The 22,094-nt window shown below is 60.4% G+C and carries 19 protein-coding genes; 9 read left to right on the plus strand and 10 right to left on the minus strand.

Going from position 1 to position 22,094, the window contains the following annotated elements; all coding sequences use genetic code 11:
- Positions 1–211: 211 nt before the first annotated feature.
- The 4 genes from EJA72_RS22190 to EJA72_RS22205 form a co-directional block, all read right to left on the minus strand.
- The gene (locus EJA72_RS22190) at positions 212–1,183 is read right to left on the minus strand and encodes a FecR domain-containing protein (RefSeq protein ID WP_157713687.1); all 972 of its coding nucleotides are present in this window, start codon (positions 1,181–1,183) and stop codon (positions 212–214) included.
- Entirely contained in the window at positions 1,180–1,698 is a 519-nt protein-coding gene (locus EJA72_RS22195) for an RNA polymerase sigma factor (protein WP_178129528.1), read from the minus strand. The genes EJA72_RS22190 and EJA72_RS22195 overlap by 4 nt, the downstream gene beginning before the upstream one ends.
- 266 nt (positions 1,699–1,964) lie before the next feature.
- Positions 1,965–2,672 carry a PolC-type DNA polymerase III gene (locus EJA72_RS22200; RefSeq protein ID WP_157713689.1) on the minus strand — a complete coding sequence of 236 codons (708 nt, stop codon included), beginning with the start codon at positions 2,670–2,672 and terminating at the stop codon, positions 1,965–1,967.
- Positions 2,669–4,609, minus strand: coding sequence for a putative nucleotidyltransferase substrate binding domain-containing protein (locus EJA72_RS22205; protein WP_157713691.1), 1,941 nt, complete (start codon positions 4,607–4,609; stop codon positions 2,669–2,671). The genes EJA72_RS22200 and EJA72_RS22205 overlap by 4 nt, the downstream gene beginning before the upstream one ends.
- 256 nt (positions 4,610–4,865) lie before the next feature.
- On the opposite strand from EJA72_RS22205, the gene EJA72_RS22210 reads away from it, so the two are divergent.
- Positions 4,866–5,312, plus strand: coding sequence for a response regulator (locus tag EJA72_RS22210; protein WP_157713693.1), 447 nt, complete (start codon positions 4,866–4,868; stop codon positions 5,310–5,312).
- A gap of 223 nt (positions 5,313–5,535) precedes the next feature.
- Here the strand turns inward: EJA72_RS22210 and EJA72_RS22215 are convergent, their stop codons facing one another.
- Positions 5,536–7,713 carry a malate synthase G gene (locus EJA72_RS22215; RefSeq protein WP_157713695.1) on the minus strand — a complete coding sequence of 726 codons (2,178 nt, stop codon included), beginning with the start codon at positions 7,711–7,713 and terminating at the stop codon, positions 5,536–5,538.
- Between the two features lie 568 nt (positions 7,714–8,281).
- On the opposite strand from EJA72_RS22215, the gene EJA72_RS22220 reads away from it, so the two are divergent.
- Complete coding sequence (locus EJA72_RS22220) at positions 8,282–8,800, plus strand: glycine cleavage system protein R (protein ID WP_027926687.1); 519 nt, start codon at positions 8,282–8,284, stop codon at positions 8,798–8,800.
- A 215-nt stretch (positions 8,801–9,015) separates the two neighbouring features.
- Here the strand turns inward: EJA72_RS22220 and rarD are convergent, their stop codons facing one another.
- From rarD to EJA72_RS22245, 5 genes are all read right to left on the minus strand, one after another.
- Positions 9,016–9,903 carry an EamA family transporter RarD gene (rarD, locus tag EJA72_RS22225; RefSeq protein ID WP_157713696.1) on the minus strand — a complete coding sequence of 296 codons (888 nt, stop codon included), beginning with the start codon at positions 9,901–9,903 and terminating at the stop codon, positions 9,016–9,018.
- Positions 9,904–10,105: 202 nt separating this feature from the next.
- Positions 10,106–11,080 (minus strand): serine/threonine protein kinase, encoded by a 975-nt coding sequence (locus tag EJA72_RS22230; protein WP_157713698.1) that lies wholly within the window; start codon positions 11,078–11,080, stop codon positions 10,106–10,108.
- Positions 11,081–11,281: 201 nt separating this feature from the next.
- Complete coding sequence (locus tag EJA72_RS22235; RefSeq protein WP_178129529.1) at positions 11,282–13,183, minus strand: PhoX family phosphatase; 1,902 nt, start codon at positions 13,181–13,183, stop codon at positions 11,282–11,284.
- A 58-nt stretch (positions 13,184–13,241) separates the two neighbouring features.
- Positions 13,242–14,006, minus strand: a complete 765-nt coding sequence (locus EJA72_RS22240) for a TOBE domain-containing protein (protein WP_157713702.1) — start codon at positions 14,004–14,006, stop codon at positions 13,242–13,244.
- A 176-nt stretch (positions 14,007–14,182) separates the two neighbouring features.
- On the minus strand, positions 14,183–14,917 hold the full coding sequence (locus EJA72_RS22245) for a ComF family protein (protein WP_157713704.1): 735 nt from the start codon (positions 14,915–14,917) through the stop codon (positions 14,183–14,185).
- A gap of 92 nt (positions 14,918–15,009) precedes the next feature.
- Here EJA72_RS22245 and bioB point away from each other — a divergent pair, with 92 nt between their 5' ends.
- The 7 genes from bioB (at position 15,010) to EJA72_RS22280 (ending at position 22,090) form a co-directional block, all read left to right on the plus strand.
- Positions 15,010–16,065, plus strand: a complete 1,056-nt coding sequence (bioB, locus tag EJA72_RS22250; protein WP_157713710.1) for a biotin synthase BioB — start codon at positions 15,010–15,012, stop codon at positions 16,063–16,065.
- Between the two features lie 152 nt (positions 16,066–16,217).
- A complete protein-coding gene (bioF, locus tag EJA72_RS22255; protein ID WP_157713721.1) occupies positions 16,218–17,396 on the plus strand; it encodes an 8-amino-7-oxononanoate synthase in 1,179 nt (392 codons plus the stop codon).
- A complete protein-coding gene (locus EJA72_RS22260; RefSeq protein ID WP_157713723.1) occupies positions 17,389–18,120 on the plus strand; it encodes an alpha/beta fold hydrolase in 732 nt (243 codons plus the stop codon). The genes bioF and EJA72_RS22260 overlap by 8 nt, the downstream gene beginning before the upstream one ends.
- On the plus strand, positions 18,113–18,925 hold the full coding sequence (bioC, locus tag EJA72_RS22265; protein ID WP_157713726.1) for a malonyl-ACP O-methyltransferase BioC: 813 nt from the start codon (positions 18,113–18,115) through the stop codon (positions 18,923–18,925). The genes EJA72_RS22260 and bioC overlap by 8 nt, the downstream gene beginning before the upstream one ends.
- Positions 18,922–19,602, plus strand: a complete 681-nt coding sequence (bioD, locus tag EJA72_RS22270) for a dethiobiotin synthase (RefSeq protein ID WP_157713728.1) — start codon at positions 18,922–18,924, stop codon at positions 19,600–19,602. The genes bioC and bioD overlap by 4 nt, the downstream gene beginning before the upstream one ends.
- A gap of 108 nt (positions 19,603–19,710) precedes the next feature.
- Complete coding sequence (locus EJA72_RS22275) at positions 19,711–20,007, plus strand: pyrroloquinoline quinone biosynthesis protein PqqE (RefSeq protein WP_157713735.1); 297 nt, start codon at positions 19,711–19,713, stop codon at positions 20,005–20,007.
- A 277-nt stretch (positions 20,008–20,284) separates the two neighbouring features.
- On the plus strand, positions 20,285–22,090 hold the full coding sequence (locus EJA72_RS22280; protein ID WP_157713744.1) for a phenylacyl-CoA dehydrogenase: 1,806 nt from the start codon (positions 20,285–20,287) through the stop codon (positions 22,088–22,090).
- Positions 22,091–22,094: the final 4 nt, after the last annotated feature.

A 22,094-nucleotide genomic window follows, 5' to 3' on the forward strand; every position in this document is an offset into this window, starting at 1 on the left:
GGTAATACTTCTCAATTGCCTAGGTGCCGAACGAAAATCCAAAAGTGATAGGGCTGGATGAAAATAATTTCGATTCAGCATTTGTGGTGAGTCTGATGGCCTCTTCGCGGGCAAGCCATGCTCCTGCGAGATTTGCGTCATTCGTGAATCACGCACAATCCTGTGGGAGCATGGCTTGCCCGCGAAGGCGTCCTGTCAGGCACACCAAATATCAGGGCTTGGCATCAGCCTTCGCCACCGTCACCCACCACGCCGTGTGCTGATGGATCTGCACGGGCAGGGTCGGCAGCAGCGCAGTCAGGGCTTTGTCTGTGTCGTTCAACGGGAAGCTGCCGGTGATCCGCAAGTCGGCAATCTCTGGAGCAACCCCCAGATGCCCGCGTCGATAACGACCGAGCTCGTGAATCAGGTCTTCCAACCGTGCGTTGTCGACCACCAGCATGCCGCGGGTCCAGGCATCGGCGCCGAGGTTGAGCGCGAGGATCGGCCCGAGCCCATTGCTGCGCATCAATACCTGCTGGCCTTCGTGCAAAATCTGTTCATCAAGATTCGACTCGGGGTGAGCCGCCACGGCTGATTTCAACACGCTCAACCGCGTGCCTTCTTCCTCACGCTTGACCAGGAACCGCGTGCCCAGTGCACGCATGCTGCCTTCGCGAGTCTCGACGATAAATGGCCGGGCATCGCCATGGCCGGTTTCGACGAGAATTTCCCCTTCCTGAAGAATGATCCGACGTTGCTTCTCGTCGAATCGCACATCGAGGGCGCTGTGAGTGTTGAGGTTGATCAGTGTGCCGTCGCTCAGGCGCAACATGCGTTGCTCGCCAGTGGCGGTGCGTTCGTCAGCCAGCCAGTAGTCGATGGGCAGATAACGGTCCCCGGCGAACAGCGCCAGCCCAATCACCGCGACGATGCTGGCAACGCCGTTGCCCAGCTGACGAACCCGTCGGCGAATACCTTCCCGCGATTGCAGTAACGCGGTGCGAGCCGGGCCGCTGGCGGCGCTGAAACGCTGGTCGAGCATGCCCAGCTGGCGCCAGGCGCGAGCATGTTCTTCGTGGGCCGCGTGCCATTTTGCGAACTCTTCACGCTCTATCGGGTTGGCTGAATCGAGGGACAATTGCCAGGCAATCGCCGCATCCAGCACCTGTGCCGACACGGGGCGGGAACTGGCCGGACTCATACCGGCTCACCGTACAGCGCGATGTAGCACTGACGAATGCCTTGGGCCAGGTATTGGCGCACGCGTGGCACTGACACCCCCAAACGCTCGGCGATTTCAGCGTGACTGAGGCCGTCGAGACGGTTGTAGAGGAAGGCGGCCCGGGCCTTGCTGGAGAGCTTGCCGAGCAGGCGGTCGATGGCCTTGAGGTCTTCGAGGATCATCTGCTGCTCTTCCACCGACGGTTGTTCGCCGACAGGAATCAGCATCAACTCGGTGAGGTAAGCCTGCTCCAGCGCGGCACGGCGGAAGTAGTCGAACAGCAGGCCCTTGGCAATCGCCACCAGAAACGCCCGGGGTTCGCGCGGTTCTTTGAGTTCATCCCGGCCCAGCAAGCGCACGAAGGTGTCCTGGCTCAGGTCTTCGGCCCGTTGTGGACAGGCCACGTTGCGTCGCAGCCAACCCAAAAGCCAACCGCGATGGTCGCGATATAACGCACCGACGAGCTCACTGTGGGGGCTTTGGACTGACGACACGCCGTATCACCGATTGGGAAGTGTTAACTAACGAGAATAGTTCGCGATTGTGGCAGAGGCGGGGGAGGTAAGCAATTGGCCGCTGGTCAGTTGGGGATGTACCTGGTTTTAACCGACACAATCCCTTGTAGCAGCTGCCGAAGGCTGCGTTCGGCTGCGCAGCAGCCGTAATATCGACGAGCAGGTAAGCCCTGGCGGCAGGAATGACGACTGCTACGCAGCCGAACGCAGCCTGCGGCAGCTGCTACATAAGGGCGCGGTGGCTGTTAGAAGGAATGAGACCGCTGCCGCCGCTTCCACTGACTCAACCGCTGCTGCAGGTTCAGCGGGCTATGAATCTGTTGCTGCCGCGCACGGCTGAACAAAATCAGCGCCAGCTCGGCGGTGGCCAGCGCATCGGCACTGGCATTGTGGCGCTCGAACACCTCGAGCTTGAACCAGTCGATCCATTCATCCAGCCCGGCCTCACGAATGTTCGCCTGGGGACACAGCAATGGCGCAATGTCTGCCACATCCAGAAACGAATGCTGCAACTTGTAGCCCAGGTGATCCTTCAACGCGCGCCCGAGCATGTGTTGATCGAACGACGCATGGAACGCCAGCACCGGGCTGTCGCCCACAAACTCCATCAACTCAAGCAACGCCTGCGCCGGGTCGCTTCCCGCCGCAATCGCGCTAGGGCCCAGGCCATGGATCAGCACGCTGGGGGCCACTTTCATGTCGGCGCATTGCAGCGTGCGTTCGAACTGCTGGCTTAAGTCGATGGCCCCGTCTTCAATCACCACCGCACCGATGGACAGTACCCGATCCCGGTTCAGGTTCAGCCCGGTGGTTTCCAGGTCAAGCACCACCCAGCGTTGTTCGCGAAGGCTGCAGTCGCTCAGCGCAGCGATGGGTGGCAAGCGTTCCAGGCGTTGTTTCAGTTCGGCAGCAAGCACAGGGGTAGCCGGGCGCAACCATGAAAACAGGCTCATAGCTGATACCGCAGGGTCAGGCTGCTTTGCAGGCGTTGCGCCTGGCGCAGGGATTCACGCAGGATCCGTCGATCAAGGTGATTGAGGCTGTCAGGATCGACCCGGTTGGAGTAAGGCAAGTTCTCGCGGGTTTGTAGCTGATGTTGCTGCATGCGGGTTTGCTGGATGAAGTGATACGCTTCTTCGTACGCCGCACCGTCCAGCCGTTCGATGACTTCTTTAGCCACCAACTGGCGAAAGCGTTCCAGCGTGTTGTTGGCTTCGATGCCGTGGGCCAGCGCCAAAAGCCGAGCGCCATCGACAAAGGGCGTCAGGCCCTGAATTTTCAGGTCCAGCGTGGCTTTCTCGCCATTCTTGCGCGCCAGCACAAACTCACGGAAACGGCCTACAGGTGGACGGTTACGCAGGGCATTCTCGGCCATCATTCTCTGGAACAACCGGTTATCACCGACTTGATCGAGAATCCCCCGGCGCAGCTGCTCGCAGCCTTGCTCATCGCCCCAGACCACCCGCAAATCGAAGTAAATGCTCGAACCCAGCAGGTTCTCCGGCGTCGCTTCGCGAATGAACGCCGCAAACCGCCGCGCCCATTCCGCCCGGGACAAACACAGCTCGGGGTTGCCGGCCATGATGTTGCCCTTGCACAGGGTAAAGCCGCACAGCGCCAGGCTCTGGTTGATGTGCGCGGCGATGGGCAACAGCTTGCCGCGAATCTCGGCGGCGTGGGCCGCGTCCCGCGCTTCGAACAGAATGCCGTTGTCCTGATCGGTGTGCAGCGTCTGTTCACGGCGGCCTTCACTGCCGAAGCACAGCCAACTGAACGGCACGCCTGGGTCGCCTTTCTCGGCGAGGGTCAGTTCGATAACCCGGCACACGGTGTGATCGTTGAGCAACGTAATGATGTGAGTGATCTGGGTCGAAGAGGCGCCATGGGCCAGCATGCGTTCCACCAATTGCCCGATTTCACCGCGCATGGCGACCAGATTTTCCACGCGCTGGGCGCTGCGAATCGTCCGCGCCAGGTGCACCAGATCGACCCGTTGCAGAGAAAACAGGTCCCGCTCCGAGACCACGCCACACAGGCGTTGATCCTTGACCAGGCAGACGTGGGCGATGTGCCGCTCGGTCATCGCGATCGCCGCATCAAAGGCGCTGTGGTCCGGCGTCAGGAAAAACGGCGACTGGGTCATGTGCCGTTCGATGGCTTCGTTGAAGTCGTTGGTGCCGTTGGCCACCACTTGTCGCAAGTCGCGCAGGGTAAAAATGCCCAGCGGCGCTTTGTGTTCATCGACCACCACAATGCTGCCGACCTGCTGCTCATGCATCAGCGTCACGGCTTCACGCAGGGGCGTGTCGGGGCGGCAGGTCACCGGGTGGCGCATGGCCAATTCACCCAGACGGGTATTGAGCGAGTATTGGGTGCCGAGGGTTTCCACGGCTTTTTGCTGGACTTGCTGGTTGACCTGATCCAGCAGGCTGCTGACGCCGCGCAGGGCAAAGTCGCGAAATGCGTTGGACAGCGCGAACAGCTTGATGAACGCCAGCTTGTTCAGCTGCAGGCAAAAGGTGTCTTCGGCGGCCAGATGCTCGGTGCGGGTCGCACGTTCGCCCAGCAGCGCAGCGAGCGGGAAGCACTCGCCGGTGGTGATTTCGAAGGTGGTTTCGGTCCCGCCCTTGGCCGTGTGCGGGCGCTCACCCACCACGCGGCCTTGCTTGACGATGTAGAAATGCTCAACCGGGCCGTCGGCGGGTTTGATGATGCTCTCGCCGGGCGCATAAAAACGCAGCTGACATTGCTCGACCAGGTACGCCAGGTGCGTGTGGTCCATCTGATTGAACGGCGGGAAGCGCTGAAGAAATTGCAAAGTGCCCTGGATGTTCTGCAACACCGCGGTTTTCCCTGCCTGGGTGAAGGCGTCCGCTTTACTCATAACCATTACCGCAGTCTTTTTTTTGAATTGTTGTCGTCGGATGACTCAGCCATGGTCGGCCCCCGCGCGCAGGGTGCCCATTGGACGTAAGTCTAGGTAGGCGATGTACGAGGGGTAATGTCGGAAGCGCCCTACGCGATTGTCGGAAAAACCTCTGCGTTCCCCTATTGGAAAAATATCCGACGAAGTGCACATTGAAGGTCTGCTTAGCGATGTCTCACCACTGTGCTAGGGAATTGAATTTGAAAACGTAGAGAACGCCATGTCCGACCACGATATTTTGAGTGATGCCGAGCGCGAAGCGCTCAGTGCCGTCATGATGGAACCTGATCTGCCGCCACAGCGAGTGCTGATCGTCGATGACGATAAAGACGCGCGCGAGCTGCTCTCAGAGATCCTGGGTCTGGATGGTATTCGCTGCCTCACCGCGGCCAGCGGTGAAACCGCACTCAAGATGCTGGAGGACAAGCCTTCGATTGGTCTGGTCATCACCGATTTGCGCATGGGGCATGTCGATGGCCTGGACCTGATACGTCAGGTACGTGAATCGGTTCGGGCGGCAATGCCGTTCATCATCGTCTCCGGCGACGCCGACGTGAAAGACGCCATTGCCGCGATGCATTTGAGCGTGGTGGATTTCCTGCTCAAGCCCATCGACAGCGGCAAGTTGCTGGGGCTGGTCAAGCATGAGTTGGGGATGGAACCGTAGTTCAAACCTATCCGTCACTCGCACTCCCTGTGGTAGTGAGCTTGTGTGGCGAGGGAGCTTGCTCCCGCTTGAGTGGGCAGCACTCACAACAGGGCGGCTACGCAGCCCAGCGGGAGCAAGCTCCCTCGCCACAAAGGCTCGCACTTACTTGTAGCCCTATTCGCAAACAAAAAAGCCCTGATCGAAAGATCAGGGCTTTTTCATGTGCGGCGTCAGCCTTCAGTTACAGGCCGTTGGCAGCCTTGAACTCGCGACGACGACGGTGCAGGACCGGCTCGGTGTAGCCGTTCGGCTGTTTGGTACCTTCGACCACCAGTTCGACTGCCGCCTGGAAGGCGATGTTGCTGTCGAAGTTCGGAGCCAACGGACGATACAGCGAGTCATTGGCGTTCTGACGGTCCACCACCGGCGCCATGCGCTTGAGGCTTTCCATAACCTGGTCTTCGGTGACGATGCCATGACGCAGCCAGTTGGCGATGTGCTGGCTGGAAATACGCAGCGTGGCACGGTCTTCCATCAGGCCGACGTCGTTGATGTCCGGCACTTTCGAGCAGCCAACACCCTGGTCGATCCAGCGCACCACGTAACCGAGAATGCCCTGGGCGTTGTTGTCCAGTTCGTTCTTGATCTGTTCGGCGGTCCACTGAGGGTTTACTGCCAGCGGGATGGTCAGGATGTCGTCCACCGAAGCGCGCGCACGTTTGGCCAATTCGGCCTGACGGGCGAACACGTCGACCTTGTGGTAGTGCAACGCGTGCAGCGCAGCCGCGGTCGGCGATGGTACCCAGGCGGTGTTGGCACCGGCCAGCGGGTGAGCGATTTTCTGTTCAAGCATCGCGGCCATCAGGTCCGGCATGGCCCACATGCCTTTACCAATCTGTGCGCGACCTTGCAGGCCGGTACTCAAACCGATATCGACGTTCCAGTTCTCGTAGGCGCCGATCCATTTCTCAGCCTTCATGTCCGCCTTGCGCACCATCGGGCCGGCTTCCATGGAGGTATGGATTTCGTCGCCCGTGCGGTCCAGGAAGCCGGTGTTGATGAACACCACGCGCTCGCTGGCGGCCTGGATGCACGCCTTGAGGTTGACCGTGGTGCGGCGCTCCTCGTCCATGATCCCGACTTTCAGGGTGTTGCGCGGCAGGCCCAGCACGTCTTCGATGCGACCGAACAGCTCGTTGGTGAACGCGGCTTCTTCCGGGCCGTGCATCTTCGGCTTCACGATGTAGACCGAACCGGTGCGGCTGTTCTTGCGCGAGCTGTTGCCGTTGAGGCTGTGGATCGACGCGAGGCAAGTCACCAGGCCGTCGAGAATGCCTTCCGGCACTTCGTTGCCCTCTTTATCGAGGATCGCATCGATGGTCATCAGGTGACCCACGTTGCGCACGAACAACAGCGAACGACCGTGCAGGCTCAGTTCTTTGCCATCGACACCGGTGTAGGTGCGGTCGGCGTTCATGGTGCGGGTAAAAGTCTGACCGCCCTTGGAGACTTCTTCCGACAGGTCGCCCTTCATCAGGCCGAGCCAGTTGCGGTAGATCACCACTTTGTCATCGGCATCGACGGCGGCGACGGAGTCTTCGCAGTCCATGATGGTGGTCAGTGCGGCTTCCATCAGGATGTCTTTGACACCGGCGGCATCGGTCTGGCCGACCGGGGTGCTGGCGTCGACCTGGATTTCGAAATGCAGGCCGTTGTTCTTCAGCAGAATCGCCGTCGGTGCCGCGGCGTCACCGTGGAAACCGATCAACTGAGCATCGTTGCGCAGACCGCTGTTGCTGCCACCTTTAAGGGCGACCACCAGTTTGCCGTCAACGATTTTGTAACCGGTGGAATCGACGTGCGAGCCGGCGGCCAATGGCGCGGCTTCGTCGAGGAAGGCACGGGCGAAGGCAATGACCTTGTCGCCGCGAACCTTGTTGTAGCCTTTGCCTTTTTCCGCGCCGTCAGCTTCGCTGATGGCGTCGGTGCCGTAGAGCGCGTCGTACAGCGAACCCCAGCGGGCGTTCGAGGCGTTGAGCGCAAAGCGGGCATTCATCACCGGCACCACAAGTTGTGGACCGGCCATGCGGGCGATTTCGTCATCGACGTTTTGCGTCGTTGCCTGGAAATCGGCCGCTTCTGGCAGCAGATAACCGATGTCTTGCAGGAAGGCTTTATAGGCCACGGCGTCATGCGCCTGACCGGCACGGGATTGGTGCCAGCCATCGATACGAGCCTGGAAATCATCGCGTTTGGCGAGTAGGGCTTTGTTCTTCGGCGCCAGGTCGTGAATGACCTTGTCGGCACCGGCCCAGAATTTTTCGGCGGTGAGGCCGGTTCCGGGAATGGCTTCGTTGTTCACGAAGTCGAACAGGACTTTGGCGACCTGCAGGCCACCGACTTGAACGTGTTCAGTCATTGCTTGCCTCACTCTGCTCAGCTATTTCGCTTTTCAGCTCTTCAATTTTGACAATGAAGCCTCTGGCCATTTAAACCACAAACCCGTGCGCCAGTACATGCCCTTTCAGGCGGCTGGGTGAGGACCAATCAACGGCTTTGAGGCCTTGCTGACGGGGCTTTCAGGGTTGCGGATGTGCCGGTGGCAGACATCGATCCAACGTTATGTAGTGCGCGCTGCGGCATACTACATGATGAATTGCGGTTGTGAAAATTAGACTAATTACGTCGTTCTGCGACCCCGTGACGCATTGCAGTCACGCCGGGGAACGGGATGTTCTCAAAAAACTGGAGGATTGTTCCAGTTAAATATCGAAACTTGTACACATAATCTTTGCGTGCGGCGTTGGGGCTTAGATTTCATGTGGCGAGGGAGCTTGCTCCCGCTCGACTGCGCAGCAGTCGTAAAAAGGCATCGGGCTTGCTCCGCAAGCCAGCGGGAGCAAGCTCCCTCGCCACAAAAAGCATTGCCGCGCTGAATAGTTCCGCTTGCCTATACTTGGACTTCTATAACAAAAGAGGGCTGCGCCATGGACCACCTCGTACTCACCGTATTCGCGCCAGACAAGGCTGGGCAGGTCGAGCGCATCGCCCAATGCATCGCCGAGCACGGCGGCAACTGGCTGGAAAGCCGCATGTCGCGCATGGCGGGGCAGTTTGCCGGGATTCTTCGGGTGGGCGTGCCGGCTGAGGCCTACGATGAGCTGGTCGATGCGTTGCAGGCATTGTCTGCCCAAGGGATTCGCGTGTTGATCGCCGAAAGCGGCATCGAGCAATCCTGCACCTGGAAGCCGATTGCCATGGAGCTGGTCGGCAATGATCGTCCCGGCATCGTGCGCGACATCACCCGTCTGCTGAGCGAGCAGGGCGTGAATCTGGAGCGACTGGTGACGGAAGTGCGCCCCGCACCCATGAGCAGCGAGCCACTGTTCCACGCCGAAGCGATTCTCGCGGTGCCGCTGACTTTGTCGCTGGACGTGTTGCAGTCGCGCCTGGAAACCCTGGCGGATGATTTGATGGTCGAACTCGTGTTGCGCAGTGAGCCCTGACAGGGTTATCCAAGTTAAACGTGCACCTGCCTGTGGATAACCTGTAGAGACAGCCCGCCAGCCCACGCCGGCCGGCCTTCTTCAGGATCTGATCAAAAAACCATCAGTTTCAACAAGTTGCGCACAAACGCCGGGGATCACGCTGTGGATAACCTTGGGAAGGATGCTTGCAGGCCACGATGGACGTGGCCTGTAGGGGTTTGTATGTTTTTTGATCAGCTGCGGCGGCGCAAACTTATCCACGCATCGACGCTGTAAACCGCCAGTCCAGCCCAAATGAAGACGAATGCCACCAAGGTACTGGACGAAAAATGCTCGCCAAACAGCAGCACCGCCTGCAGCAGCACCAGCGTCGGCGCGATGTACTGGAGAAATCCGAGTGTGGTGTAGGGCAAATGCCGTGCGGCGGCGTTGAAACAGACCAGCGGCACCAGCGTGACCGGGCCGGCCGCCACCAGCCACCAGGCCTCGGAGGTGGTCCAGAACTCAGGCTGGGCAGTGGCAGCTGTCTGATTGAATAACAGCCAGGCAATAGCAATCGGCACCAGCATCCAGGTTTCCACCACCAGGCCCGGTAACGCCTTGACCGGCGCCTGCTTACGGATCAGCCCGTAGAAGCCAAACGTCAGCGCCAGCACCAGCGACACCCACGGCAAGCTGCCGACTTGCCACACTTGTTGCGCCACGCCGACCGCTGCCAGGCCGACCGCGATCCACTGCATGCGCCGCAGTCGTTCGCCGAGGATCACCATGCCCAGCAGCACGTTCACCAGCGGATTGATGTAATACCCGAGACTGGCTTCGAGCATGCGGCCGTTGTTCACCGACCACACGTAGATCAGCCAGTTGGACGCAATCAGTGTGCCGCTCAGGGCCAGGATCGCCAGCCGTTTCGGGTTGTCACGCAGTTCGCGCCACCATCCCGGGTGCTTCCAGACCATCAGTAACAAGGCACCGAACAGCGCGGACCAGAGGACCCGATGGATGACGATCTCCACGGCGGGCACGCTGGCGATGGCTTTGAAGTAGAGCGGGAAAAGTCCCCAGGCAGTGTAGGCACTCAGGCCCAGGATGTACCCGCGACGCGGGTTGGCGACTTGCATGCAGAATCCTTGCTTAGGCAGCTCACAAAGAGGGAATTGTAAGGAGATTTGTTTACGGATGTCCTGCCTGATCAAGTAGGACAATTGTGAACACAATACCTGTGGGAGTGAGCCTGCTCGCGATGGCGGTGTATCAGGTAAAAATCAGCAACTGACAAATTGCTATCGCGAGCAGGCTCACTCCTACAGGGTTCACGGTGTGTCAGAAGAGCTTCAGCGGTTCTTCGTTGAGCGCCGCAAGCTGCTCGCGCAATGCCAACACCTGGTCACCCCAATACCGCTCGGTGCCGAACCACGGAAAACTGTGGGGGAACGCCGGGTCGTCCCAGCGGCGGGCCAGCCAGGCGCTGTAATGCATCAGGCGCAACGCACGCAGCGGTTCGATCAGCGCCAATTCCCGTGGGTCGAAGTCGTGAAATTCGTTGTAGCCGTCCATCAATTCCGACAATTGGCCCAGGCATTCCTGACGATCGCCGGCGAGCATCATCCAGATGTCCTGGACGGCGGGGCCCATGCGGCAGTCATCGAGGTCGACGATGTGGAACATCTCGTCGCGGCACATCATGTTGCCGGGGTGGCAATCGCCGTGCATGCGGATGTTCTGGTGCGGCGTGGCCTTGTAGACCTCTTCCACACGCTTGAGCAGGTCGCGCGCCACGGACTCGTAGGCCGGCAGCAGGCTTTTGGGTACGAAATTGCCTTCCAGCAAGGTGTTCAGCGAATCGTGACCGAAGTTCTTCACTCCCAGCGCTTCACGGTGCTCGAACGGCTTGGTTGCACCGACGGCGTGCAGGCGACCAAGCAATTGACCCAGGCGATACAGCTGATCGAGATTGCCCGGCTCCGGCGCGCGGCCGCCACGGCGGGGGAACAGGGTGAACCGGAAACCGTTGTGTTCGTGCAGGCTGGCGCCGTTGTGAATCATCGGCGCAACGACGGGCACGTCGCACTCGGCGAGCTCGAAGGTGAACTGGTGTTCTTCGAGAATCGCTTCGTTGGTCCAGCGCTGCGGACGGTAGAACTTGGCAATCAGCGGCTCGGAGTCTTCGATGCCGACCTGATAGACGCGGTTTTCATAGCTGTTGAGCGCCAGAACACGCGCGTCGCTGAGAAAGCCGATGCTTTCGACGGCATCGAGCACGAGGTCTGGGGTGAGGGTTGCAAACGGGTGGGCCATGCTGACTCCTGCGCGCAGCAGGCTGCCGCGTCCGGCCAAGCATGGTAGCGCAGACGGGGCTTCTTTAGGGGGTGGGCTTGAGATGAGTGTTGTCTGGGCTGACGCTTTCGTCGGAGTGCCGCCCAGACCAAGCCTTGCTCCTACAGGGTGATGTGTCCACCAATCCAGTGTGGGAGCGAGCCTGCTCGCGATAGAGCCCTGTCAGGCGCCGACGATCCCGCCATCTTCACGCGTGATGGCCATCACCGAAGACCGCGGCTTGCCATTCGGCAAATGCTCAGGGAAGGTCGACCCACCGTTTTCCCCCGGATGCTGAATCCCGACAAACAGGGTCTTCTGATCCGGCGAGAAGCTGATCCCGGTGACTTCGCAGCCAATCGGCCCGACCATGAAGCGACGGATCTCCCCGGTCGCCGGATCGGCGCACAGCATCTGGTTGTTCCCCATGCCCGCAAAGTCACCGGCGTTGCTCACATCGCCGTCGGTGAGAATCCACAAGCGCCCGGCCTTGTCGAAGCCCAGGCCATCGGGGCTGTTGAACATGTTCTGCGGCGTAATGTTCGACGAACCGCCCTTCGGCTTGCCGGCATGGACGCCCGGGTTGCCGGCGACCACAAACAGGTCCCAGGCAAAGCTGTTCGAACCGTGATCATCGCGATCCGTGCGCCAGCGCAGGATCTGCCCGTAGACGTTCTTCTCGCGGGGGTTCGGCCCGCCCACCGGTTGACCGTCCTCACCGCGCTTGGCGTTGTTGGTCAGGGTGCAATAAACCTGGCCATCCTGGGGGCTGACGACGATCCACTCCGGACGGTCCATGCGCGTGGCTTTCACCACGCTGGCCGCCAGGCGGGCATGAATCAGCACTTCGGCCTGACTGGCAAAACCGCTGCTGGCGTCGATGCCGTTTTTGCCGTGAGTCAGTTCGACCCATTCGCCCTGGCCTTTCGGGTGATCGGCATTGCCGTCGCCCGCGTCGAAACGCGCCACGTACAACGTGCCGTGGTCGAGCAGGTCGCGGTTGGCCTTGGGGTTTTTGTGGTTGATCTTGTCGCGGCTGACGAATTTGTAGATGAATTCGCCGCGTTCGTCGTCGCCCATGTACACCACGGCGTGACCGTCGCGGGTCTCGGCCAGGGCCGCGTTTTCATGTTTGAAGCGGCCCAGCGCCGTGCGTTTGACCGGGGTCGATTTCGGATCGAACGGATCAATCTCCACCACCCAGCCGTGACGGTTGAGTTCGTTGGGGTTCTTCGCCAGGTCAAAGCGTTCGTCGTGGGGGTGCCAGTTGATCTCTTTGCTGGCGGCTACCGCGCCGTAGCGTTTCTGCGCAGCATTGAATGCCTGCTCGGCGTTGCTGCTGCCGAAGCAGTCGGTAAAGTTCTCTTCGCACGTCAGATAAGTGCCCCACGGCGTCTTGCCATTGGCGCAGTTCTGAAAGGTGCCGAGGACATTTTTGCCGTGCGGGTCGGCACTGGTTTTGAGCAAGTCGTGGCCGGCGGCCGGGCCGCTCAGGCTGATCGGTGCATTGCCGTGGATGCGTCGGTTGTAACGCGAGCCCTGGACGAATTGCCATTGACCGTTCTTGCGATGCACCTCGATCACCGACACGCCTTCGCAAGCCAGCGCCTTGCGCACGTCTTGCGCCGATTGCGGCATGCCGCCGTGCGGGTAGAGGTAGCGGTAGTTGGTGTATTCGTTGTTGATCGCCATCAGCGCCCGGTCTTTTTCACCCGGGAATTCGAACAGGCTCATGCCGTCGTTGTTGTCGCCGAACTGGACTTCCTGATGCTCGGCGGTGCCGTTACCGCTCGGATCGAACGCCGGGCCGTTCTGATGCAAGGGTTGACCCCAGCTGATCAGCACCGAGGATGTGTAACCCGGCGGCAGCGTGATGGCGTCGCTGGTGGCGGCGGGGATGCTGTCAAAACCCAACAGTTTGCTGTTGCCTGCGCTGACACTGTCGGCAAGCACGCTGCGGCTCAGCAGGTTGCCACCCAGGAACATCGCCGCACCGCAAAGGGCGCCTGCGCTGATGAAACCACGACGGCTGAGGCCGACCATTTTCTCGAGGTCGGTGGATTGATTGTCTTCTAATAGGCTCACATCAGGCTCCCTGCTGGTTTTTTCAGTCACCATAAGTCGCCTAAATGACGCTTGTGTTTCAGAGCGGCGTGCCGAGCAGGACGTTGGAGGGCGAGAACTGCACCAGTACTGATTTATCCGTGCCAAGGCCAAGGGTTCTCAGGTGCAGCGGTTCGGCCAGGGCGCAGAGGGTCTGGCCATTGGGCAGGCCGATGCGCACCTCGCTGGGGCCATCTTCGGCGTCGAGGACTTCTTCGATAATGCCCTTCAAGCAATTGTTACCGGATGTTGGCGATTGATCGATGCCCAGCAATTCCATCCAGCCAGCCTTGATCAGCGCAAACACTTCGGCGCCGGGTTCCAGGTCCAGCCGCAGGGTGCTGTCATGGGTGATCTGCGCGTCGATACTCACGCCGCCAGCCAGTTCAAGGCGGATCAGGTCGTTGCGCCCTTGGGATTCAATGGCCGTCACCTTGCCGTGCAGCTGGTTGCGTGCGCTGGTTCTGAGCATCAACCGACTGAGCAGGTCGAGGTCGCTGGCGTCTTCGGCGGCTTCCAGTACTTGTGCCTGCAAGACTTGCAGCTTTTGATACAGCCTCAATACCCGCTCGCCCTCGCTGGAGAGTTTGGCGCCACCACCGCCCTTGCCGCCGACGCTGCGCTCCACCAAGGGCTTTAGCGCGAGATTGTTCAGCTCGTCGATGGCGTCCCACGCAGCCTTGTAACTGAGGCCTGCGCTTTTCGCGGCGCGGGTGATCGAGCCCTGTTCGGCGATGTGTTGCAGCAACGCGATGCGTTGCGGGCGGCGGACAATGTGCTGGGACAACAACGTAGGCAAGGACATGGGGAGCGGCTTTGGGTTGTGGCAATGGAAGGACGTTGGCGGCTTGGGCTGTGAGAGTCAAGTCAGCCGATTTCTTTGTGGGAGCGAGCCTGCTCGCGATTGGGCCATCACAGTCAATATTGATGTCGACTGTACTGACGCTATCGCGAGCAGGCTCACTCCTACAATGAATATCACTAGGTCCCAGGCTTTGGGGTGCGGGCCAGGCAGTAAACGTCGACCTGGGCGGCACCGGCGTCCATCAACAGGCGAGCCAGGGCCTGGGCTGTGGCGCCGGTGGTCAGCACGTCGTCGATCAGCGCCAGGTGCAGGCCTTTGACGGACGCTCCGGGTGCCAGGGCGAAGGCGTTGTGCAGGTTTTTGCGGCGAGCCTCGGCATTCAGGTCCTGCTGTGCGCTGGTGTCCTGAACCCTCAAAAGCAGCGATTCATCGCAAGGTATATCCAGGCTGACGCCGAGCCAGCCGGCGAGCATCGCTGCCTGATTGAAGCCCCGTTGGCGCCGCCGCTTGGTCGCCAACGGCACAGGAATCAAAAGGTGAGGGCGCTCAAGGCCTTCATCGAAACGATGGTCCAGAAACTGCGCAAGAAGTTCGGCGAGCAGGCGACCCAGCGGCCATTTCGCGCTGTGTTTAAAGCGAGTGATCAGGCTGTCGACGGGAAAGCTGTACGTCCAGGGCGCAATGACCCGCTCAAAGGCCCGCGGCTGGTCCAGGCATTGGCCGCACGTCAGGCCTGATGCGGGCAACGGCAGGGCGCAGGTCTGGCAATGATCGCCAAGCCAGGGCAATTCGGTTTCGCACGCCGTGCAAATAGGCATGCTGCGTTCGGACGGTTCCGAACACAGTAAACAGCATTGATCAATATTTAACCACTTGTAAACCGATCCTGTGTATCGTGGTTGACAGCGCATGAGTCTTCCTTAAATATGCCGAGCATCCGTGTTGCGCCTGTGGGTATTCCGTTCCCCGGCCGCAAGCCAAGCATAAAACAAAGGAAACGCCCATGAGCGCCAGCACCTCTGCAACCCTGCGTCATGACTGGTCTTTGGCCGAAGTCAAAGCACTCTTCGTTCAGCCTTTCAACGACCTGTTGTTCCAGGCGCAGATGGTGCACCGCGCGCATTTCGACGCCAACCGCGTCCAGGTGTCGACGCTGCTGTCGATCAAAACCGGCGCATGCCCGGAAGATTGCAAATATTGTCCGCAGTCCGGTCACTACAACACCGGCCTGGAAAAAGAAAAACTGATGGAAGTGCAGAAGGTCCTCGAAGAGGCCGCTCGCGCCAAGGCCATCGGTTCGACCCGTTTCTGCATGGGCGCAGCGTGGAAACACCCGTCGGCCAAAGACATGCCGTACGTCCTGAAGATGGTCGAAGGCGTGAAAGCCCTGGGCCTGGAAACCTGCATGACCCTCGGTCGCCTGGATCAGGATCAGACTGAAGCGCTGGCCAAGGCTGGCCTCGACTACTACAACCACAACCTCGACACCTCGCCGGATTTCTATACCAGCATCATCACCACCCGCACTTACAGCGAGCGCCTGCAAACCCTGGCCTACGTGCGTGAATCGGGGATGAAGATTTGCTCCGGCGGTATCCTCGGCATGGGCGAGTCCCTTGATGACCGTGCGAACCTGCTGATCCAGCTGGCCAACCTGCCGGAGCATCCGGAGTCGGTGCCCATCAACATGCTGGTAAAAGTCGCCGGCACGCCGTTGGAAAACGCCGAAGACATCGACCCGTTCGACTTCATCCGCATGCTGGCCGTGGCGCGCATCCTGATGCCGCAATCCCACGTGCGCCTGTCCGCCGGTCGTGAAGCGATGAACGAGCAGATGCAGGCCCTGGCGTTCTTCGCCGGCGCCAACTCGATTTTCTACGGCGAAAAACTGTTGACCACCGCCAACCCGCAGGCCGACAAGGACATGCAACTGTTCTCGCGCCTGGGCATCCTGCCGGAAGCGCGCGAAGAGCACGCCGATGAAGTGCATCAAGCGGCTATCGAGCAGGCGTTGGTGGAGCAGAAGAGCAGCGAGCAGTTCTATAACGCGGCTGTTTGAAGCATTCGCTGATCTTACTGATGGAATGCACCCTTTGTAGGAGCGAGCTTGCTCGCGATGGAGTATCAGCTGGATCGGTGTCGACTGACACACCATCGCGAGCAAGCTCGCTCCTACAGGTTCTGCGACATTTCTGACTGCCCGAGGCCTGCATGTCTTTCGATCTCGCCGCACGCCTTGCTGCCCGTCGTGCCGAAAACCTTTACCGCCAGCGCCCATTGCTCGAAAGCCCTCAGGGCCCGGAAGTGGTGGTCGATGGCCAGCCGTTGCTGGCGTTCTGTAACAACGACTACCTCGGCCTGGCCAATCACCCGCAAGTGATTGAAGCCTGGCGCGCCGGTGCGTCCCGTTGGGGCGTTGGCGGTGGTGCGTCGCACTTGGTCATCGGTCACAGCACGCCGCATCACGAGCTCGAAGAAGCCTTGGCCGACCTGACCGGGCGCCCGCGTGCGTTGCTGTTTACCACCGGCTACATGGCCAATCTCGGCGCGGTGACCGCGCTGGTGGGGCAGGGTGATACGGTGCTGGAAGACCGGCTCAACCATGCCTCATTGCTGGATGCGGGGTTGTTGTCCGGTGCGCGCTTCAATCGCTACCTGCACAACGACGCCGCAAGCCTGGCCAAACGCCTTGAGAAAGCCACCGGCAACACCCTGGTCGCCACCGACGGGGTGTTCAGCATGGATGGCGATATCGCCGACCTGCCAGCGCTGGCGCGTGAAGCGAAGGCCAAGGGCGCGTGGCTGATGGTCGATGACGCGCACGGTTTTGGCCCGTTGGGTGCCCATGGCGGCGGGATCGTCGAGCATTTCGGTTTGAGCCAGGAAGAGGTGCCGGTGCTGGTCGGCACCCTCGGCAAAGCGTTTGGCACCGCTGGCGCCTTTGTGGCGGGCAGCGAAGAACTGATCGAGAGTCTGGTCCAGTTCGCTCGTCCGTACATTTACACCACCAGCCAACCACCGGCATTGGCTTGCGCAACCCTGAAAAGCCTCGAGTTGCTGCGCAGCGAACACTGGCGGCGTGAACACCTGCAGACGCTGATCCGCCAGTTCCGGCAGGGTGCGGAGCAAATTGGCCTGGAGTTGATGGACAGCTTCACGCCGATCCAGCCGATCATGATCGGTGACGCTGGCCGCGCTGTACGACTGTCGCAAATGCTGCGCGAACGCGGGTTGATGGTCACGGCGATCCGTCCGCCAACCGTGCCCGCCGGCAGCGCCCGATTGCGCGTGACCCTGACCGCCGCGCACAGCGAAGCGCAGGTGCAGCTATTGTTAAATGGACTGGCCGACTGTTTTGCACAACTGGGACCGGAGCCAAGCCATGCGTGATCGTCTGATTCTGCTGCCTGGTTGGGGCCTGGGCATTTCACCGCTCGAGCCATTGGCTGCCGCGTTGCAGGGGCTGGACGAGCACCTGCGGGTCGAAATCGAACCGCTGCCCGAGCTGGAATCGAGCGATATTGAAGAATGGCTCGATGAGCTGGATGCGACCTTGCCTCAAGACGCCTGGCTGGGCGGCTGGTCCCTCGGCGGCATGCTCGCCTCCGGGCTGGCGGCGCGCCGGGGCGATCGTTGCTGCGGCTTGCTGACCCTGGCGAGCAATCCCTGTTTCGTGGCGTGGGCGGGTTGGACAAACGCCATGCACGAAGACACGTTCAATGCCTTCCTCGACGGTTGCCGTCTTGATCCCGGCGCAACCTTGAAGCGCTTCAGCCTGTTGTGCTCGCAAGGCTCTGAAGACCCGCGTTCTCTTGCACGACTGTTGTTGGCGGGCGCCCCGAAAACCTCGGCCCCGGTGCTGCTCAGCGGCCTGGAGTTGTTGGGTGGGTTAAACATGCGCCAGGCCTTGCTGGATTTTCAGGGGCCACAGTTGCATCTGTTTGCCGGCCATGACGGCCTGGTCCCGGCCGAAGCCGCCGGGGAACTGCTGGCGTTGCTGCCAGATGTCGAAATCGGTCTGATTGAACAGGCCGGCCACGCGTTTCTTCTGGAAGACCCCCACGGTGTGGCGGGGGCAATCCAGGCCTTTTTGCATGAGTCCGGTGATGACTGATTTATCCCTTCCCAACCTCTCGGGTGGTTTGCCAGACAAGCGCCAGGTGGCGGCGTCCTTTTCCCGCGCGGCGGCGAGCTACGACAGCGTGGCCGAGTTTCAGCGCGATGTTGGCAACCAATTGTCGAACCGTTTGCCAGGCGATTTTGTGCCGGGGCGATGGCTGGACCTGGGCTGCGGCACCGGGCATTTCAGCCGTGCGCTGGGTGAGCGTTTTCCGACCAGCCACGGGGTGGCGCTGGACATCGCCGAAGGCATGCTCAATCACGCGCGCCCACTGGGCGGCGCTGCGCATTTCGTTGCTGGCGATGCCGAACGTTTGCCGCTGCAGGATTCCACTTGCGACCTGATCTTCTCCAGCCTGGCCGTGCAGTGGTGCGCAGACTTTTCCTCGGTGCTCAGTGAAGCATATCGGGTGCTGAAACCCGGCGGCGTTTTCGCGTTTGCTAGTCTGTGCGTGGGAACCCTGTACGAGTTGCGAGACAGTTGGCGTCAGGTCGACGGCATGGTGCACGTCAACCGCTTCCGTGAGTTCGGGGTTTATCAACAGCTGTGCGCGAACAGCGGCTTGAAGGTGGTGTGCCTGGAAACGCGTCCGCATGTGTTGCATTACCCGGACGTGCGCAGCCTGACCCATGAACTCAAGGCGCTGGGTGCGCACAACCTGAATCCCGGTCGCCCGGGCGGTTTGACCGGACGGGCGCGGATCCTCGGACTGGTCGAGGCTTATGAGCAGTTTCGTCAGGCCGAAGGCCTGCCGGCGACTTATCAAGTGGTGTACGCCGTTTTGGAGAAACCCTTATGAGCGCAGCGTATTTCATCACCGGCACGGACACGGATGTCGGCAAGACAACGGTAGCCGCTGGCCTGCTGCATGCCGCGCGGTCGGCGGGCATGAGCACGGCGGCGGGCAAGCCGGTCGCTTCGGGTTGCGTTGTGACGCCCAAGGGCTTGCGCAATGCTGACGCCTTGGCGTTGCTGGCGGAGTGCTCGGTGCCGCTGACGTATGCACAGGTCAACCCGGTGGCGTTCGAGCCGGCGATCGCGCCGCATCTGGCGGCGCGAGAGGCTGGCGTGGCGCTGACGGTGCAATCCTTGTTGACGCCGATGCAGCAGATTCTGGAGATGCAGGCGGATTTCACCTTGATCGAAGGCGCCGGCGGTTGGCGTGTGCCGTTGGCGGATCAGGACAACCTGTCGGACCTGGCCATGGCACTGGACCTGCCGGTGATTCTGGTGGTTGGTGTGCGGCTGGGGTGCATCAACCATGCGCTGTTGACGGCCGAAGCGATTGCCCAGGACGGTTTGCAGCTGGCGGGGTGGGTGGCCAACATCATCGATGCGAAGACGTCGCGCCTGGAGGAAAACCTGGCCACACTGGCCGAGCGTATTCCCGCGCCTTGCCTGGGCCGGGTGCCAAAACTGAAGGTGGTAACGGCTGAGGCGGTGGCGGAGCATCTTCAGCTGGATCTGCTGGACTAGGGTTTTAGCTATGACAAGGCACTGTGCCATTAGTGTTTTTGTCGGGCCTTTTGCTGGCGGGTCTGCTTCAATGGCCGCAGTCAATCCTTTGCAAGGACGAGTTCTCCCATGGAAATCTCAGGTAACACCGCTTTTTATGCCGGTCTGAGCACTCTTCAGACAGGGCAGAACCGTGTCGATCAAGCCGCCGGCCAGATCGCCAATACGACCATCGAACACTCGGTGACCAGCCAGTCGTCCGAGGCTCAGGCTGACCGTCTGCGTTCGGTAGATCGGAGCCAACAGTCGGACCTGTCCAGCAATCTGGTCGAGATGGAGCAGGGCAAGTTTCAGGTCGAGGCCGGCGCTAAAGTCGCCAAGGCTTCCGACGAAGTGCTCGGCACCTTGATCGATACCTTCGCTTGATCCCTCGCTGAATCCGCACCTCCAACGCCGCGATCATTCGCGGCGTTTTTCTGTGTAAGTCTTTCTTTCGACACTTTATCTTTTTAATACTTCGTGTTGCATCGGCAATGGCGGGGAGCGGCTGTACGCGCTTTTTTCCACCTCGCGATGACGAACGGCAAAAGATCGGCGCTTGACAAGATTTGGGCGTAAACGTATGTTTCAAACAACTGTTTGACCGTCACAACAAATCACAACGGTCGTTCATTCCCGGTTACATCAGCAGAGGTTTATCGCTATGCCTGACTACAAGGCCCCCTTGCGTGATATTCGCTTCGTTCGTGACGAACTGCTCGGCTACGAAGCGCACTATCAGAGCCTTCCGGCTTGTGCAGACGCAACTCCAGACATGGTTGACGCCATTCTCGAAGAAGGCGCCAAGTTTTGTGAGCAGGTACTGGCTCCGCTGAACCGCGTGGGTGACACCGAAGGCTGCACCTGGAGCGAGTCCGGCGTTAAAACCCCGACTGGTTTCAAAGAAGCCTACAAACAATTCGTCGAAGGCGGCTGGCCAAGCCTGGCTCACGACGTAGAGCACGGTGGCCAAGGCCTGCCGGAGTCTCTGGGTCTGGCCGTCAGCGAAATGGTTGGCGAGTCCAACTGGTCGTGGGGCATGTACCCAGGCCTGTCCCATGGCGCGATGAACACCATTTCCGAGCACGGTACGCCTGAGCAGCAACACGCCTACCTGACCAAACTGGTTTCCGGCGAGTGGACCGGCACCATGTGCCTGACCGAACCGCACTGCGGCACCGACCTGGGCATGCTGCGCACCAAGGCTGAACCTCAGGCCGACGGTTCCTACAAAGTCTCCGGCACCAAGATCTTCATCTCGGCCGGTGAACACGACATGGCCGATAACATCGTCCACATCGTGCTGGCACGTCTGCCGGATGCACCGGCTGGCACCAAAGGCATTTCCCTGTTCATCGTTCCAAAGTTCCTGCCGAACGAAGATGGCTCGATCGGCGCGCGTAACGCCGTGTCCTGTGGTTCCCTGGAACACAAGATGGGCATCCACGGTAACGCCACGTGCGTGATGAACTTCGACGCGGCCACCGGTTTCCTGATCGGCCCGGCGAACAAAGGCCTGAACTGCATGTTCACCTTCATGAACACCGCACGCCTGGGTACCGCGCTGCAAGGTCTGGCCCACGCCGAGATCGGCTTCCAGGGCGGCCTGAAATACGCGCGTGATCGCCTGCAAATGCGTTCCCTGACTGGCCCGAAAGCGCCGGAAAAAGCCGCTGACCCGATCATCGTTCACCCCGACGTACGTCGCATGCTGTTGACCATGAAGGCATTCGCCGAAGGCAACCGCGCGATGGTCTACTTCACCGCCAAGCAAGTCGACATCGTCAAGTACGGCGTGGATGAAGAAGAGAAGAAGAAAGCCGACGCTCTGCTGGCCTTCATGACCCCAATCGCCAAGGCATTCATGACCGAAGTCGGTTTTGAATCCGCTAACCACGGCGTGCAAATCTACGGCGGCCACGGTTTCATCGCCGAGTGGGGCATGGAACAGAACGTTCGCGACAGCCGCATTTCGATGCTGTACGAAGGCACCACCGGCATCCAGGCACTCGACCTGCTGGGCCGTAAAGTGCTGATGACTCAAGGCGAGGCCCTCAAAGGCTTCACCAAGATCGTCCACAAGTTCTGCCAGACCAACGAAGGCAACGAAGCCGTTCAAGAGTTCGTCGCACCGCTGGCTGCATTGAACAAAGAGTGGGGCGAGCTGACCATGAAGGTCGGTATGGCCGCCATGAAAGACCGCGAAGAAGTCGGCGCGGCTTCCGTGGACTACCTGATGTACTCCGGTTATGCCTGCCTCGCCTACTTCTGGGCAGACATGGCCCGCCTGGCTGCCGAGAAACTGGCGGCCGGCACGACCGAAGAAGCGTTCTACACCGCTAAACTGCAGACTGCGCGCTTCTACTTCCAGCGCATCCTGCCGCGTACCCGCACACACGTTGCAACCATGCTGTCGGGCGCCAACAACCTGATGGACATGAAAGAAGAGAACTTCGACCTGGGCTACTAAGCCT

It is taken from the genome of Pseudomonas sp. PB120 (genome assembly GCF_009761815.1).
Lineage (GTDB): Bacteria > Pseudomonadota > Gammaproteobacteria > Pseudomonadales > Pseudomonadaceae > Aquipseudomonas.

What these genes read in the sequence shown, in the direction of transcription:
- EJA72_RS22215 (WP_157713695.1), bottom strand. Translation starts at nt 7,713, where the DNA reads ATGACTGAACACGTTCAAGTCGGTGGCCTGCAGGTCGCCAAAGTCCTG.
- bioC (WP_157713726.1), top strand. Translation starts at nt 18,113, where the DNA reads ATGACTGATTTATCCCTTCCCAACCTCTCGGGTGGTTTGCCAGACAAG.
- EJA72_RS22230 (WP_157713698.1), bottom strand. Translation starts at nt 11,080, where the DNA reads ATGGCCCACCCGTTTGCAACCCTCACCCCAGACCTCGTGCTCGATGCC.
- EJA72_RS22260 (WP_157713723.1), top strand. Translation starts at nt 17,389, where the DNA reads ATGCGTGATCGTCTGATTCTGCTGCCTGGTTGGGGCCTGGGCATTTCA.
- EJA72_RS22240 (WP_157713702.1), bottom strand. Translation starts at nt 14,006, where the DNA reads ATGTCCTTGCCTACGTTGTTGTCCCAGCACATTGTCCGCCGCCCGCAA.
- rarD (WP_157713696.1), bottom strand. Translation starts at nt 9,903, where the DNA reads ATGCAAGTCGCCAACCCGCGTCGCGGGTACATCCTGGGCCTGAGTGCC.
- EJA72_RS22210 (WP_157713693.1), top strand. Translation starts at nt 4,866, where the DNA reads ATGTCCGACCACGATATTTTGAGTGATGCCGAGCGCGAAGCGCTCAGT.
- EJA72_RS22275 (WP_157713735.1), top strand. Translation starts at nt 19,711, where the DNA reads ATGGAAATCTCAGGTAACACCGCTTTTTATGCCGGTCTGAGCACTCTT.
- EJA72_RS22245 (WP_157713704.1), bottom strand. Translation starts at nt 14,917, where the DNA reads ATGCGCTGTCAACCACGATACACAGGATCGGTTTACAAGTGGTTAAAT.
- EJA72_RS22220 (WP_027926687.1), top strand. Translation starts at nt 8,282, where the DNA reads ATGGACCACCTCGTACTCACCGTATTCGCGCCAGACAAGGCTGGGCAG.
- bioF (WP_157713721.1), top strand. Translation starts at nt 16,218, where the DNA reads ATGTCTTTCGATCTCGCCGCACGCCTTGCTGCCCGTCGTGCCGAAAAC.
- EJA72_RS22280 (WP_157713744.1), top strand. Translation starts at nt 20,285, where the DNA reads ATGCCTGACTACAAGGCCCCCTTGCGTGATATTCGCTTCGTTCGTGAC.
- EJA72_RS22190 (WP_157713687.1), bottom strand. Translation starts at nt 1,183, where the DNA reads ATGAGTCCGGCCAGTTCCCGCCCCGTGTCGGCACAGGTGCTGGATGCG.
- EJA72_RS22200 (WP_157713689.1), bottom strand. Translation starts at nt 2,672, where the DNA reads ATGAGCCTGTTTTCATGGTTGCGCCCGGCTACCCCTGTGCTTGCTGCC.
- bioB (WP_157713710.1), top strand. Translation starts at nt 15,010, where the DNA reads ATGAGCGCCAGCACCTCTGCAACCCTGCGTCATGACTGGTCTTTGGCC.
- bioD (WP_157713728.1), top strand. Translation starts at nt 18,922, where the DNA reads ATGAGCGCAGCGTATTTCATCACCGGCACGGACACGGATGTCGGCAAG.
- EJA72_RS22205 (WP_157713691.1), bottom strand. Translation starts at nt 4,609, where the DNA reads ATGGTTATGAGTAAAGCGGACGCCTTCACCCAGGCAGGGAAAACCGCG.